Raw genomic sequence first — 14,578 nt, 5'->3', positions numbered from 1 at the left:
GTTAACAGACAGGAGTAAAAATGACCATCCACACAGTAAACACCACGACGTTCGCCGGACAGCGTCCCGGTACCTCCGGCTTGCGCAAGAAGGTAAGCGAGTTCCAGCAACCCGCTTACCTCGAGAACTTCGTACAGTCGATCTTCAACACGCTCGGCGACTGCGCCGGCCAAACCCTGGTCCTCGGCGGCGACGGGCGCTACTTCAACCGCCACGCCATCCAGGTGATCCTGCGCATGGCGGCGGCACACGGTTTTGCCAGGGTGCTGGTCGGGCAGGGCGGCATCCTGTCCACCCCGGCCCTGAGCTGCGTGGTGAGGAAGCGCGCCGCCTCGGGCGGCATCGTGCTCTCCGCCAGCCACAATCCGGGCGGACCCGATGGCGATTTCGGCATCAAGTACAACATCGCCAACGGCGGCCCCGCGCCCGAAAAAATCACCGAGGCCATCTACGGCCAGACCCAGGTCCTGAGCGAATACCGCATCAGCGACGCCGGCGACCTTGATCTCGATACCCTCGGCCGCGCGCGCATCGAGCAGATGGATGTCGAAGTCATCGACCCGGTGGCCGACTACGCGGCGCTGATGACCGACCTGTTCGATTTCGCCGCCATCAAGGCGCTGTTCGCGGGCGGCTTCACGATGCGCTTCGACGGCATGCATGCCGTCTCCGGCCCGTATGCGCACGCGATCCTCGAAGGCTTGCTCGGCGCGCCGCGCGGCACCGTCATCAACGGCACACCGCTCGAAGACTTCGGCGGCCACCATCCCGATCCGAATCCCGTCAACGCGGCCGAACTGGTTGCGCTGATGTCCGCGCCGGACGCACCGGACTTCGGCGCCGCGTCGGACGGTGACGCCGACCGCAACATGATCGTCGGACGCGGCATTGCCGTGACGCCGTCCGACAGCCTGGCCATCATCGCCGCCAATGCGGCCGTGGCACCGGGCTACCGCGGCGGCATCAAGGGCATCGCCCGCTCCATGCCCACCTCCACCGCGCCGGACCGGGTGGCGCACGCGCTCAAGGTGCCGTGCTACGAAACCCCGACCGGCTGGAAGTACTTCGGCAACCTGATGGATGCCGGCATGGTGACCCTGTGCGGCGAAGAGAGTTACGGTACCGGCTCGGACCATATCCGCGAAAAGGATGGCTTGTGGGCCGTGCTGTTCTGGCTTAACCTGCTGGCGGCCAGCGGCAAATCCGTCGACACCCTGGTGCGCGAGCACTGGGCGCGCTTCGGCCGCAACTACTACTCGCGCCACGACTACGAAGCGGTCGAGTCCAGCGCGGCGGAAGGCTTGATGGCGCACCTGCGCGAGCAGTTGCCGGCGCTGGCGGACCAGGTCATCGACGGCTACACTGTTGATTTCGCCGACGATTTTGTTTATAAGGACCCGGTCGACGGCAGCATCGCCAGCAAGCAGGGCGTGCGCATCGTGATGACCGATGGCTCGCGCATCGTGTTCCGCCTGTCCGGCACCGGAACCGAAGGCGCCACCATCCGTCTTTACCTCGAACGCTACGAGCGTGACGTGGCCATGCACGACATCCCGGCGCAGGAAGCGCTGGCCGGGCTGGCCACCATTGCCGACCGGCTGGCCGGCCTGCACCAGCGTACGGGGCGCGACCGGCCGACGGTCACCACCTGACGAACCACTACAACCAACAGGGAATACATGAAATTTTCCGCACTTGCAGTCTCACTGGCGCTTGCTTTCGGCGCTGCCCACGTCAGTGCCGCGCCGCCGCTGGCGCGCACCCCGTTTGTGTGGGAAAACGCGACTGTGTATTTCCTGTTGACGGACCGCTTCAACAACGGCGACAAAACCAACGACCTGGCGTACGGACGCAAGGCCGATGCCGCGCCGCTGCGCGGTTACATGGGCGGCGACCTGGCCGGGGTGACGGCCAAGATCAAGGAGGGCTACTTCAAGGAACTGGGCGTCGATGCGATCTGGATCACGCCGCCGGTCGAGCAGATTCACGGCAGCACCGATGAAGGCAGCGGCAAATCCTACGGTTTTCACGGCTACTGGGCGCGCGACTTCACCAGCATCGACGCCAACCTCGGCACCGAAGCGGACCTGCAGGAACTGGTCGACACCGCGCACGCCAACGGCATCCGCGTACTGCTCGACGTGGTGATGAACCACACCGGCCCGGTCACGACGCTCGATCCGGTGTGGCCCAAGGAGTGGGTGCGCACCGCGCCCGTATGCGCCTTCAAGGATGTGCGCACCACCGTCGACTGCACCCTGGTGAAGAACCTGCCCGACTTCCGCACCGATATCGACCGGCCCGTCGCACTGCCGCCAGCGCTGGTGGCCAAGTGGAAGGAAGAAAAGCGCTACGAGCGCGAAGTGGCCTCACTCGATGCCTTTTTCAAGGAAACCGGCTACCCGCGCGCGCCGCGCTACTACCTGATGAAATGGCACGCGGACTGGGTGCGTAAATATGGCTTCGACGGCTTCCGGGCCGACACCGCCAAGCACGTCGAGCCGCGCGTGTGGAAGGACCTGAAAAAGGTGGCCAGCAAGGCGTTCGAGGACTGGAAGCGCGACAATCCGGCCAAGCGCCTGGGCGACGGCAAGTTCTACATGACGGCCGAAGTCTATAACTACTCGCTGCGCCAGGCGCACCAGTTCGACATGGGTGGCGAAACCTTCGTCGATTTCTACGATAATGGCTTTGACAGCGTGATCAATTTCAGCATGGCGTCCGACGCCAAGGGCGGCTACGACGCCATGTTCGGCCGCTACGCCGCGCTGCTGGGCGGGCCGCTGCGTGGTTATTCCGTGCTCAATTATCTGAGTTCGCACGACGACGCGGCGCCGTTCGACCCGACGCGCACGCGTCCTTTCGACTCTGCGGTGAAGCTGCTGCTCTCGCCCGGCGCGGCGCAGATATACTACGGCGACGAAACCGCGCGCCTGCTCACGCACGAGGGTGCGAAGGGCGACGCGGTGCTGCGTTCGTTCATGAATTGGGATGAACTGGCCAATAATGCGCAGCGCGACGGTTACCGCATCGCCGATGTGCGCAAGCACTGGGGCCTGATCGGCCGCTTCCGCCAGGCGCATCCCGCGGTGGGCGCGGGCGAGCATCGCAAGCTGCAAGCGGCTCCGTACGTTTTCGCGCGCACGTACGAGAAGGACCGGGTCGTGGTGGGGCTCGACCTGCCGACCGACAAGCCGACGCCGGTCGTGGTCGGACCGATTTTTCGCGATGGCGAGTCCGTGACCGATTACTACTCGGGCAAGAAGGCCGTGGTCGTGGGCGGGAAGGTCGATTTCCACACCAAGAACGGCATCGTGCTGATCGCGAACTAAGCGCCGTCGTTCCCGCGCAGGCGGGAATCCAAGTTCGTGCCGTAGTCTCGGGCGGCTTTACGGAATTGGGTTCCCGCCTGCGCGGGAACGACGGCGCTGAATTAAGCGCCCCCCGGGCATTTCATACATTTCATACAATAGGGTATGCTACGCGCGAACTGCCCGAACTGTCCCAAGTGACCGCGATGACCAAAGAACACGATTCAGAACAAAAGTACAGCCGTACCGCCTATGCCGATGGCCCGCGCCTGCTGGCCGATATCGGCGCGACCCACGCGCGCTTCGCCCTTGAAACCGCGCCCGGCGTGCTGCGCTCGGTGCGGGTGCTCAAGTGCGACGACTTCCCCGGTATCGTCCCGCTGCTTCATACCTACCTCGCCGACCACGCCGGCATCCGCATCAATCACGCCGCCTTCGCCCTCGCCAACCCGATCAGCGGCGACATGATCCGCATGACCAACCGCGACTGGCAATTCTCGACCGATGAAGTGCGCCGCGAACTCGGTCTGAACACCCTGCTGATCGTGAACGATTTCACCGCCCTGGCGATGTCGCTGCCCGGCCTGTCGGGCGACGATCTGATGCAGGTCGGCGGCGGAACCCCCGCAACGAATGCCGTTATCGGCGTCGTCGGACCGGGCACCGGTCTTGGCGTATCGGGCATGATCCCAACGGTCGACGGCTTCGTCACCCTCGGCAGCGAAGGTGGGCACGTCAATTTCGCCCCGGCGGACGAGCGCGAATTCGCGATCCTGCAATACGCGTGGAAGGAGTGGTCGCATGTATCGAACGAGCGCCTGATCTCCGGTCCCGGGATGGAACTGATCTACCGCGCGCTCGCCCAGCGCAACGGTGTGCAGCCCATGCCACGCACCTCGCCCGAGATCATCACCGGCGCGCTGGACGACAATGATCCGCTCTGCCTCGAAGTGCTCGACTGCTTCTGTGGCATGCTTGGCGGCGCGGCCGCCAACCTGGCTGTCACGCTCGGCGCCTTCGGGGGCATCTTTATCGGCGGCGGCATCGTGCCGCGCATGGGCAAGTGGTTTGCCACGTCGTCCTTCCGTGCACGCTTCGAGGCCAAGGGCCGTTTCAGCTCCTACCTCGGCCAGGTCCCGACCTACGTCATCATGATCCCCAACCCTGCTTTCATCGGCGTGGCGACTATCCTGTCCGAGCACCTGCGCGGGCGCAGCGGCGCCAATACGCTGATGGAGAGGGTGCAGCATCTGCAGCACGAACTGTCGCCCGCCGAACAGCGCGTGGCCGCCCTGGTGCTGGAACACCCGCGCAAGGTGCTGGGCGAGCCGATTGCGGAAATCGCGCGCCTGGCCGACGTCAGCCAGCCGACCGTGATCCGCTTCTGCCGCTCGCTGGGCTTCCTGGGCCTGGCCGACTTCAAGCTCAAGTTCGCGAGCAGCCTGACAGGCACCATCCCCGTGCGCCACAGCCAGGTGCGCGTGTCCGACAGCACGCACGACCTGTCGGCCAAGGTGATCGACAATACCGTGTCAGCGATTCTGAAATTCCGCGACCAGCTCGACGTGGTCTCGATCGACCGCGCCATCGCGCTGCTGCGCAAGGCCAACCGGGTCGAGTTCTACGCGATGGGCAATTCGCGCGTGGTGGCGCTGGACGGCCAGCACAAATTCTTCCGCTTCCGCATTCCCACCTCGTCGTATGGCGACTCGCATCTGTTTACCCTGGCCGCCGAACTGCTCAAGCCGGGCGACGTGGTGATCGCCATTTCAACCTCGGGCCAGTTGCCGGAACTGCTGGCGGCCGTGGATGCGGCGCGCGCCACCGGTGCCGACGTGATCGCGATCACCAGCAGCAAATCGGCGCTGGCGAAGCGCGCGACCATTTGCCTGGCGGTCGATCACAGCGAAGACAGCACCAGTTTCCTGTCGATGATCTCGCGCGTGCTGCAGCTGCTGCTGATCGATATTCTGTCGGTCGGCATTTCGCTCGGCGCGCAGGGGGCCGATCCGGCCGATCACGAGAAGAAGCGCTCGCTGATCTCGCACCTCGATATCTGATCACTCCACGAAGACGACGGCGGTGCGCGCCGGGATGGTAAAACGTCCCGCTGCGCTGTCGAACGTGCTTGCCGCGGCGCGCTGGTCGGCTGCGGTGGGTGCCGTATGGACCGGATGCAGGTGCAGGCGCTTGCCGCGCATCTCGGCCACATCGAGCGTGTGCGCCACCTTGTCCACATTGATGAAGTATGCCACGCCAGAAAAACCGGCACCGGCGTAGCCCGTGCCGTCGATGTGCGCCGCGATCACGGTCGGAAGCTGCTTCGATCCGGTGTTGTGGAAGCGCAGGCGCTGCCCGATGTCGTGCGCGCTGCGCATCCGGAACAAGGTGGAGCTGGCGCGGATGGTCAAGAGGTCGCGAAAGGCATCGCGCGTAAAGGCGATATCCGCCGGCACGGGCTTGAGCGCGGCATTGGCCAGCAGGGGTTTGATCAGCGCGTAGTCCCTGGCGTTGTCGTCGACCGGCGGGGCACCGGTGCCGAAGTAGTTGTCCTGGTAAGTCCAGTCGATGCGGTTGAACCAGTCGCCGGAATTGAAGCTGTTGCGGTCCATCGACTTCGAGCGCAGGGTATCGATCCCGGCATGGAAGTAGGCCACGCCCTGGCTGAAGGCATTGATCGCCGCTCCCAGCACCTGCACGCGGGCGCGCTCGGCGCTGGATGTAGACAGTGGCAGCTTGAATACGTTCATGTCGTACAGGGTCTGGTTGTCGTGGTTCTCGACGTAGTTGACCGTTTCGCCGGGCTCGCTGGCGTATCCGGCCGGCTGGCCGTTGTAATCGATGGATTCCAGCGCCAGGGTGCTGTCCTTGTACGTCGTCATGATGTAGTTGCGCACCGACCCGGCCAGCCCGACGCGCACCATGTCGGCTGCCTGCATCAGGTCCGTCAGCGGCCGTTCACCGGCCAGCGCATTCGGGTCGTACACCAGGCCGTTGATGTAGCCCTGGCGCCGGATCATGTCCGCGCCGGCATCGGCCGCCGAACCGCCGCGTACATGGTCGCGCGCGCGGTCGCTGAAGGTGCCGATGCCGCTGCCGTTGAGCGACAGTTGCGACGCTTGCACGAAGCGCGCGCTATCGGCCACCTCGCCGAAGTTCCAGCCTTCGCCGATCAACTGCACTGGACGGCCGGCCGCCGCGTTCACGCGTGCCTGGAGCCGTTCCATCGCCGCGCGCGGCTGATGCCCCATCAGGTCGAAACGGAACGAGTCGATCTTGTATTCGCGCGCCCACAAGGCGGCCGAGTCGATCATGAGTTTGGCCATCATGCGGTTTTCGGTCGCGGTATTGTCGCAGCAGGTCGACTGTTCGACTCCGCCGGCCGCGTTCAGGCGATGGTAGTAGCCGGGCACAATGCGGTCGAGGACCGATTTTTCCTTCTGGCCGGAAGCAAAGGTGTGGTTGTAGACCACGTCCATGCCGACCCGCAGGCCGGCCCGGTGCAGGTTCATGACCATGCCACGCATGTCGATGATGCGCGTGGCTCCATCAGCCGCGTCGCTCGCGTAACTGCCTTCCGGCGCGCTGTAGTGATACGGATCGTAGCCCCAGTTGAAGCAATCGGTCGCCGCCGTCTGCCTGATCAGCGCCTGCTGCGCTTCGCTGTCCGCCGCACCGGTGGGAGAGGGCTGCGCGCAGCCGCGTTCCGGGATGCTGGCGATGTCGTATACGGGCAGCAGGTGAATGTCGGTCATGCCGGCGCGGGCCAGGGCAGCCAGGTGCCGCATGCCGTTCGAGCCGGTGCGGGAAAAGGCGGTGAACTTGCCGCGCTCGGGCGCCGGCACGGTCGCGTCGTTGATAGAAAAATCGCGCACATGCAGCTCGTAGACGACCATGTCGGTCTGCGCCTTGACTGTCGCGGGTGGCGCCGACTTGTCCCAGCCGGCCGGCTTGAGTCGCGCAGCGGCGAGGTTGGCGATGTAGCTGCGTTTCGAGTCGGTGGTCAGGCTGACCGAATATGGGTCGGTGACCATGTTGCGCACGAGGCCCGTACCATCGGCCACCACGTCGACCGCGTATTTGTAGTATTTGCCGGACAGGTCGCCTTTTCGCGTGGCGCTCCAGATGCCGCTTGCCGGGTCGAACCGCATCGTATCGAGCGCTTTCGCGCGCCCGCTGCCACTGTCGTAAGTGCAGACGGATACCTGGCGCGCGGTCGGCGCCCACAGCTTGAAAGTGGTGCTCCGGTGCGTAGGAACGGCGCCGAGATCGCTTACCGATTCCGCAGCCGCGTACAGATCGTCGAGCGCGCCCGCCGTTTGCAAGCGTGTCGCCGCGCGCACTTTTCCATCCGCGTCTTCCTGCACCAGTACCAGCTGCTGACGGTGCAGATCGGGCAGGCGCGCCAGATCGGCTGCCGCCACGGCCAGCAGCACGCCCTTGCCGACGTAGTTGAAGCGCTGCGCCACGTCCGGCGCCGGTGTGCCGCTGAAAACAGCAAGGGAAAGCGCGCCCAATGCGCCACTGACGATGCCGCCGCTTGGCGCGGCGATGGTTCCGCCGGGCGAGTGATAGAGTTTGAATCGGCCCGCGTTCTCCACGCCTGGCCATTGCGCAAGGCGCCGGTCCAGCCAGACGGCGCGCGCATCGATGCTGGCGGGCGTCGGCTGCACGATCGTTTGAAAGGCGCCGCTGTCGCAGACCGCCGCCATCGGCGCGGCCGAAGCCGATGCGCTCGCGCCGGCGAGGACCGCGGCGCTGAAAAGTGAAAAGGGCATCTGGCGTCCGGTGTCGTCGTTGTGCATATTATCGGCGACTTTGTCGTGAAATTCCTTATCGATTGCTATTTTTTGCCAGGTGCCAGCTGGTATTTTTTGAGCTTGTCGTACAGGGTTTTACGCGGCACGCCGAGTTGGTCGGCGGCGGTCGACACATTCCCGTCCACGGCGTCGAGCGCGTTGGCGATCAGGTCGCGCTCATAGGCGTCGAGCTGCTGCGGCAGGCTCAAGGCGGTGCCCGGAGCGGGAGCGGCGTCTGGCGCCGGCGCCGCAACGATGCCGAGCACCAGCCGCTCAGCGAAGTTGCGCAGTTCGCGCACATTGCCCGGCCATTCCGCCGCCTGCCACTGGCTCATTTGCTGGCTGCTCCACTGCGGCACCGGCCGCCCGTAGCGCTGCGCCGCATCCTGTGTGAAGTGCGCCATCAGCGGCGCGATGTCGTCGCGCCGTTCGTTCAGGCGCGGCAGGTCGATCGTTGCCACGCCGATCCGGTAGTACAGGTCTTCGCGAAAGCGGCCCTGCGCGCTCAGTTCCAGCAGATCGGCCTTGCTGGCCGCGATGATGCGAAAATTCACCGCAATCGCCTCGTTGCCGCCCAGGCGCTCCAGCCGGCGCTCCTGCAGCACCCGCAGCAGCTTGACCTGAAGCGCCACCGGCATGCTCTCGATCTCGTCGAGAAACAGGGTGCCGCCGTTGGCGTATTCCAGCTTGCCGATGCGGCGTTTGTGCGCGCCCGTAAACGCACCGGCCTCGTGCCCGAACATCTCGCTCTCGAATACCGATTCGGGCAGGGCGCCGCAATTGATCGCGACAAAATTGCCCTTGCGCGCACTGGCCGCGTGGATCAGGCGCGCGACGACTTCCTTGCCGGTGCCGGTCTGGCCGTTGATCAGGATGTCCACGCCGGCCGGCGCGATATTGCGCACCAGGACCTTGAGCCGTTCGATGGCGTCCGAGTGCCCCACCAGCTGCGGCGTATCGGGATGCAGCGCCCACGCCGTCTTGAGGCGGCGGTTTTCCAGCACCAGGCTGCGCCGCTCCTGGGCGCGCCGCACCGCGTCGAGCAGGCGTTCGGCGCCGAACGGCTTTTCGATGAAGTCGTACGCGCCGACGCGCATGGCGCCGACCGCCATCGCCACGTCGCCATGGCCGGTCACCATGATCATGGGCAGTTCCGCATCGAGCGCCACCACTTGCGCCAGCAGGTCCAGGCCCGAGCGCCCGGGCAGGCGGATATCGCTGACGATCACGCCATCAAATGCCGCGTCCAGCGCCGCCCCGGCTTCTTCGGCGCTGGCGAAGGCGCGCACGGTAAAACCGCCCAGTTCCAGGGTCTGGGTGGTGGCCAGGCGCAGCGGCGCTTCGTCTTCCACCAGGATGGCTTGCATGGTCTTCATTGATTCCCCTAGTCGTTTTCCCCGCCCGGCAGCGGCAGGCGCACCTCGAACTGGGCGCCGCCGGCGGGGCGGTTGCTGCCTTCGAGTCGCCCGTTCATGGCTTGCACGATCGATGATGATATCGCGAGCCCGAGCCCGAGGCCCTTGCCCGATGGTTTGGTGGTAAAAAACGGCTCGAACAGGTGGGCGGCCACCTTGTCGGAGATGCCCGGGCCGCTGTCGGCGATGCGCACCACGGCATAGCCATCCTGCTGGGTCAAGGTGACCGACACTTCGCGTACGGCTGCGTCGTCGACGGCATCGAGCGCATTGCGCAGCAGGTTGATGAACACCTGTTCGATGCGCACGGCGTCCCCGGTGATCAGCAGCGGCTGCGGTGGCGGCAGCGCCAGCGCAACGCCCAGGCGTTTGAATTCGCCCGCCAGTAAAAATGCCGAGGCGGCGAGGGACTGGGCGATATCGACTGTCGCCACGGTGTCGCTGCGCCGCGCGAAACCCTTCAATTGGCCGATGATGGCGCCCATGCGCGCGCTGGCGTCGCTGATGTGGGTCAGGTTGGCGCTGGCCTGCGCTTGCTGCCCGCGTTCGAGAAAGGTGCGCGCGTTGTCGGCAAACGCGCGGATCGCGGCCAGCGGCTGGTTCAGTTCATGCGTGACGCCGGCCGCCATCTGCCCCAGCATGGCGAGCTTGCCCGCCTGGACCAGCTGATCCTGGGTCGAGCGCAGCACATGTTCGGTTTGTTTCAGGGTGGCGTAGCGCGCTTCCAGGTCGTCGTTGGCCTGGCGCAGCAGCGCGGTGCGCTCGGCCAGCTTGACATCGAGTTCACTAGCCGCACGCTGCAACGCGGCGTTCGCGGCCTGGCGTTCTTCCAGCCGGCGGCGGCGCTGGTACAGGGCCCAGGCGGCGACGGTGGCGCTGGCGGCAACCAGGGCGGCGGCCAGCGCCCACAGGGCCGCCGCGCGCTGCACCCGGCCCGGCGTGGGGAACAGCATCAGCCGCCACCCCAGGCGGCCGGTCGTGCGCGCGGCATGCGGCGCCGGCTTGCCGTCGATGGGCGTGATGGTGCGGCGCGCGTACTGGTCGGTGCTGGCCAGTTCGCGCTGGGTGGCCGCGCTCAGGGGGTGCAGGCTGCGGTACTTCCATTGCGGCCGGTTGGACAGGAACACCACGTCGGCACGGTCGGCCAGCACGATGGTGTCCTCGGCGCCGGCCCAGTTGCGCTCGAATTCGTCGAGGCTGATCTTGACCGCGACCACGCCGCTCACGGTGGCACCAACCATCACCGGCTGGGCGATGAAGTAACCGGGTTCGCTGGTGGTGCTGCCGATGCCGTAAAAGCGCCCGGCGCGCCCGGCCAGCGCTTCGTGAAAATACGGACGGTAGCCGAAGTTCCTGCCCACGAAGGTGAGCGGCAAATCCCAGTTGCTGGCGGCGATCGTGTTGCCGTCGCGGTCCATGAGGTAAATGGCGCCCACCTTCGACTGGCGTTGTATCGCCTTCAGGCTGCGGTTGACCTGGTCGATGCGCGCGCGCTCGCCGGGGTGGGCGAGCAGCGCGGCCACGTTCTCTTGCAGGCCGACGACGTAGGGCAGGGTCTCGAACTTGTCGAGCGCCGATTCCAGTTCGGGCGCCATCAGCTGCAACTGGCGCGCGCCGCGTGCGAGTTCGTCGGCCGCGCCCTGGCGCGCCGCCCAATGGTAGGCGGCCACGATCAGCCCCGCGCTGGCGAGCAGCGCGAGGAGCCAGGCGAGTTGTCGTTTTACGTGCATGGGCGGCCCACGGTGAGTGGCCTCGATTTTACTGCACGTACACGCCTAGTCGACAGCCGCCATCCGTATTTCATCGTTGTGGTGGCGCTGCTGCTCTTCCATCACCATCGCCCCCAGCTCGCGCTTGAGCTCATTGAAGGCTGCCGACGATGGATCGCGCATGCGCGGCAGTTCGACGATGATATCGCGCTTGACGGTGCCGGGCCGGTAGGTCATCACGATGATGCGGTCGGCCAGGTAGATCGCCTCTTCGATGCTGTGGGTGACGAACACGATGGTTTTTTTCAGGTCGGCCCAGATGCGCAGCAGCTCGTCCTGCAGGTTGCGCCGGGTGAGGGCATCCAGGGCGCCGAACGGTTCGTCCATCAGCATGATGGGCGAGTCGAGCGCCAGTACGCGCGCGATCGCCACGCGCTGGCGCATGCCGCCCGAGAGGTCCTTGGGAAAGCGCTGCCGGAAATCCGCCAGCGACAGCATCTCCAGCAGGGCGCCGACGCGCTTGTCGATCTCCGCCGCTTGCATGCCCTTGATGCCGAGGCCGAAGCCGATGTTCTTCTCGACCGTCATCCAGGGGAACAGGGCATACTCCTGGAACACCATGCCGCGGTCCGGCCCGGGGCCAGTGACGCGCGCACCGTTGGCGTGGATGTCGCCGCTGGACGGCAGCGAGAAGCCGGCGATGGCATTGAGCAGGGTCGACTTGCCGCAGCCCGATGGCCCCAGCAGGCAGACGAACTGGCCGTCCGGGATATGCAGGTTGATGTCGCGCAGGGCGGTCACTTCGCGCTCGCCCGCGTTGAAGATCTTGCTGACGTGCGCAACGTCGATGTGGGAGGAAGTCATGTCAGTTCTCCAGGCCACGGTGCCAGCGCAGCAGATGGTTGTTCAGTTTATTCATGGCGATGTCGATGCCCAGGCCCAGCAGGCCAATGCTGATCATGCCGGCGACGATTTTGTCGGACCAGAAGTATTCGCGCGCTTCGAGGATGCGGAAACCCAGCCCGTTGTTCACGGCGATCATCTCGGAGACGATGACGACGATGAACGCGGTACCGATCCCGATCCGCACGCCCGACAGGATGTACGGCACGGCGGCCGGCAGCATCACGCGCAGGAACATGGTGCTCTGGCTGGCGCCAAGGTTGCGCGCGGCGCGGATGTAGATGCTGTCGACCTGGCGCACCCCGGCGATGGTATTCATCAGCACCGGGAAGAACGCGCCGATGGCGATCAGGAACACGGCCGGCGCGTTGCCAAGGCCGAACCACAGGATCGCCAGCGGGATGTAGGCGATCGGCGGAATCGGGCGCAGCACCTGCATCAGGGGATTGAGCCAGGCGTACAGGGTGCGGCTCGATCCCATCGCCAGTCCGAGCGGCAGGGCCAGGCCGGCGCCGATCACGAAACCGACCACCACCCGGTACATACTGCCCATGGTGTCGATCAGCAGCTCGCCCGAAAACATCCATGCCAGGCGCGATCCGGTGGCCGGGTCGAATGCGGTGAGCGGCAGCGCGTATTCGATCCACTTGAGCAGTACCGCCCATGGCGAGGGCAGCACCTGCGGATTGATCAGCCCCATCATGGCGCCGGCCTGCCACAAGGCGACGATGACGACCGGTACAACGAGTCCGACGGCGCTTTCGCGCCACTTGGCTTGCGTCATGACGGCCCCCGCTTATTGGATGGACAAGGACTTCTTGGCTTGCTCAAGCAGGTCGGTCTTGACCCAGTCCTTGGCGAGCGGCGGCGTGCGCATCTTGCCGGTGCCGGTCTTGGCCATCACGTCGGTGGTGATCTGGATATGCTCGATGCTGACGTCGTAGGTGTAGGGCGAGTTGGCGATCGCATCCTCGAAGTCGTCCTTGGTGATCTGGTTCTTGAACATCGATTCGCGCACGTATTTTTCGCCGGCGGCCTTGTTATCGATGAACAGCTTGGTGGCCTGGACGAAGCAGTTCATGAACTTGGCCGCGGTGGCGCGGTTCTCCTTGTAGAATTTTTCGCTCATGACCAGGGTGCGTACCGGTTCGCCGATCGGCGTGTCGTAAGGCTTCATCACTTCCATGCCGAAGCCCTTGTTGATCGCTTGCGACGATTGCGGCTCGCTTTGCATGATGGCGTCCAGGTTCTTGCCGAGCAGCGCCTGGTTCAGGTCCGCGAACGCGAGGTAGATGACATGCACGTCCTTGCCGGCCGAATCGGACCAGGAGAGGCCGTGCTTGGACAGTTCGGCGTAGAGCAGCACTTCATGAATGCCACCGCGCGTGACGCCAACCTTCTTGCCCTTGAGGTCCTTGACCGACTTGATGCCGCCGTCGGGGCGCGCGACCAGGCGCGCGCCACCTTTTGCGAAACCGGCCACGATGTAGATCGGCGCACCGTTGGCGCGGCCTGAAATGGCCGCCTCCGATGCGGTGGCGCCGACGTCGAGGTCTCCCGACAGGATCGCCTGCATCACGTCGGGGCCTTTGGCGAACATGTGTTCTTCGACCTTGATGCCGCACTTCGGTGCGATCTCCTTGATGTACGAGACTGCGCCATAGTGGGCGAATTTGAGGTTGCCGAGCCTGACGACATTGTCGGCCGCCTGGGCGGACGCGGACAGGGCTGCCGCTGCAAGGATCAGGTGGTGAATGGTTTTCATTGTTCGTCTCCGTTATGGTTTAGCTACACCATGTCTATTGCATCTTTCGTGCCAGCGCTGGCGGCGCTGCCCGCAGGGGCGCGGGGACAAGGAGACGGGCGAAAACTGGCGGAAATCCGGAACGGGGGCGGTGCGGCGTGCGGAAAACCGCGAGGGGACGGGCGCCACGGCTGCGGCGCCCGTGCGTGCTTACTTGTAGATGCCGCAGTTGATGATCAGGTCTTCGTATTTTTCGAAGTACATCGATTTCGGTTCGATCTGCTTGGTGACCGGATTGACGAATTTGTAGTCCTGCCAGCCTTTGCCCTTGGTTTTGACCAGATCGAGGCGCTCGCGCATGAATGGTTTGCCGTCCGCGTCTTTCAGGTCGATCAAGTCCTTGCCCTGCATCTTGGCGTTGGCGCCATGGGCCAGGTTCTTCATGCTCATGTCGTTGATGGTCACGTACAGGTCGCGGTCGCGAAAGCGGGTGTTTTGCGTGTCGTTGATCTCGGCGATGGTCTTCTCGCGCCCATTCGCTTTCATATAGGTGATCACCTTCTGCACCAGTGCCTTGGCTTCCTCGGCGCTGCCATGGTCGCTGGCGGCGCCGCTGCTGGTGCAAAACACGGCGGCGCAGCACATTAACGCTATCTGGAACAATTTACGCATGATGATCCCCTTATCGTTGTAGGGG

Annotated in this window: 10 protein-coding genes; 3 read left to right on the top strand and 7 right to left on the bottom strand. The window is 65.0% G+C overall.

The window, feature by feature from the left end; all coding sequences use genetic code 11:
- The first annotated feature begins 20 nt into the window (after positions 1-20).
- From IV454_RS01835 to IV454_RS01825, 3 genes are all read left to right on the top strand, one after another.
- A complete protein-coding gene (locus tag IV454_RS01835) occupies positions 21-1,652 on the top strand; it encodes an alpha-D-glucose phosphate-specific phosphoglucomutase (RefSeq protein ID WP_206089947.1) in 1,632 nt (543 codons plus the stop codon).
- A gap of 27 nt (positions 1,653-1,679) precedes the next feature.
- Positions 1,680-3,332, top strand: coding sequence for an alpha-amylase family glycosyl hydrolase (locus IV454_RS01830; protein ID WP_206089946.1), 1,653 nt, complete (start codon positions 1,680-1,682; stop codon positions 3,330-3,332).
- 185 nt (positions 3,333-3,517) lie between these two features.
- Entirely contained in the window at positions 3,518-5,371 is a 1,854-nt protein-coding gene (locus tag IV454_RS01825; RefSeq protein WP_206089944.1) for a glucokinase, read from the top strand.
- Here the strand turns inward: IV454_RS01825 and IV454_RS01820 are convergent, their stop codons facing one another.
- From IV454_RS01820 to IV454_RS01790, 7 genes are all read right to left on the bottom strand, one after another.
- Positions 5,372-8,089 carry an alpha-1,6-glucosidase domain-containing protein gene (locus IV454_RS01820; protein WP_206089942.1) on the bottom strand — a complete coding sequence of 906 codons (2,718 nt, stop codon included), beginning with the start codon at positions 8,087-8,089 and terminating at the stop codon, positions 5,372-5,374. It lies immediately after the preceding gene.
- A gap of 65 nt (positions 8,090-8,154) precedes the next feature.
- Positions 8,155-9,486: a sigma-54-dependent transcriptional regulator gene (locus IV454_RS01815; protein WP_370663766.1), complete on the bottom strand. Its 1,332-nt coding sequence runs from the start codon at positions 9,484-9,486 to the stop codon at positions 8,155-8,157.
- Positions 9,487-9,494: 8 nt separating this feature from the next.
- The gene (locus IV454_RS01810) at positions 9,495-11,255 is read right to left on the bottom strand and encodes a sensor histidine kinase (RefSeq protein ID WP_206089940.1); all 1,761 of its coding nucleotides are present in this window, start codon (positions 11,253-11,255) and stop codon (positions 9,495-9,497) included.
- Between the two features lie 45 nt (positions 11,256-11,300).
- A complete protein-coding gene (locus tag IV454_RS01805) occupies positions 11,301-12,098 on the bottom strand; it encodes an ABC transporter ATP-binding protein (RefSeq protein ID WP_206089938.1) in 798 nt (265 codons plus the stop codon).
- A gap of 1 nt (position 12,099) precedes the next feature.
- Complete coding sequence (locus tag IV454_RS01800) at positions 12,100-12,921, bottom strand: ABC transporter permease (RefSeq protein WP_206089937.1); 822 nt, start codon at positions 12,919-12,921, stop codon at positions 12,100-12,102.
- A gap of 12 nt (positions 12,922-12,933) precedes the next feature.
- The gene (locus tag IV454_RS01795) at positions 12,934-13,902 is read right to left on the bottom strand and encodes an ABC transporter substrate-binding protein (RefSeq protein ID WP_206089935.1); all 969 of its coding nucleotides are present in this window, start codon (positions 13,900-13,902) and stop codon (positions 12,934-12,936) included.
- Between the two features lie 189 nt (positions 13,903-14,091).
- A complete protein-coding gene (locus IV454_RS01790) occupies positions 14,092-14,553 on the bottom strand; it encodes a cache domain-containing protein (RefSeq protein ID WP_229521998.1) in 462 nt (153 codons plus the stop codon).
- Positions 14,554-14,578: the final 25 nt, after the last annotated feature.

The sequence above is a fragment of the Massilia antarctica genome (genome assembly GCF_015689335.1).
In the GTDB taxonomy this organism is placed as follows: domain Bacteria; phylum Pseudomonadota; class Gammaproteobacteria; order Burkholderiales; family Burkholderiaceae_D; genus Telluria_A; species Telluria_A antarctica.
This window is presented reverse-complemented; position numbering and strand designations above follow the sequence as displayed.

Bases quoted from the DNA above. Each gene is read 5' to 3' on its own strand.
- IV454_RS01835 (WP_206089947.1), top strand. From the start codon at position 21: ATGACCATCCACACAGTAAACACCACGACGTTCGCCGGACAGCGTCCC.
- IV454_RS01830 (WP_206089946.1), top strand. From the start codon at position 1,680: ATGAAATTTTCCGCACTTGCAGTCTCACTGGCGCTTGCTTTCGGCGCT.
- IV454_RS01825 (WP_206089944.1), top strand. From the start codon at position 3,518: ATGACCAAAGAACACGATTCAGAACAAAAGTACAGCCGTACCGCCTAT.
- IV454_RS01820 (WP_206089942.1), bottom strand. From the start codon at position 8,089: ATGCCCTTTTCACTTTTCAGCGCCGCGGTCCTCGCCGGCGCGAGCGCA.
- IV454_RS01815 (WP_370663766.1), bottom strand. From the start codon at position 9,486: ATGAAGACCATGCAAGCCATCCTGGTGGAAGACGAAGCGCCGCTGCGC.
- IV454_RS01810 (WP_206089940.1), bottom strand. From the start codon at position 11,255: ATGCACGTAAAACGACAACTCGCCTGGCTCCTCGCGCTGCTCGCCAGC.
- IV454_RS01805 (WP_206089938.1), bottom strand. From the start codon at position 12,098: ATGACTTCCTCCCACATCGACGTTGCGCACGTCAGCAAGATCTTCAAC.
- IV454_RS01800 (WP_206089937.1), bottom strand. From the start codon at position 12,921: ATGACGCAAGCCAAGTGGCGCGAAAGCGCCGTCGGACTCGTTGTACCG.
- IV454_RS01795 (WP_206089935.1), bottom strand. From the start codon at position 13,902: ATGAAAACCATTCACCACCTGATCCTTGCAGCGGCAGCCCTGTCCGCG.
- IV454_RS01790 (WP_229521998.1), bottom strand. From the start codon at position 14,553: ATGCGTAAATTGTTCCAGATAGCGTTAATGTGCTGCGCCGCCGTGTTT.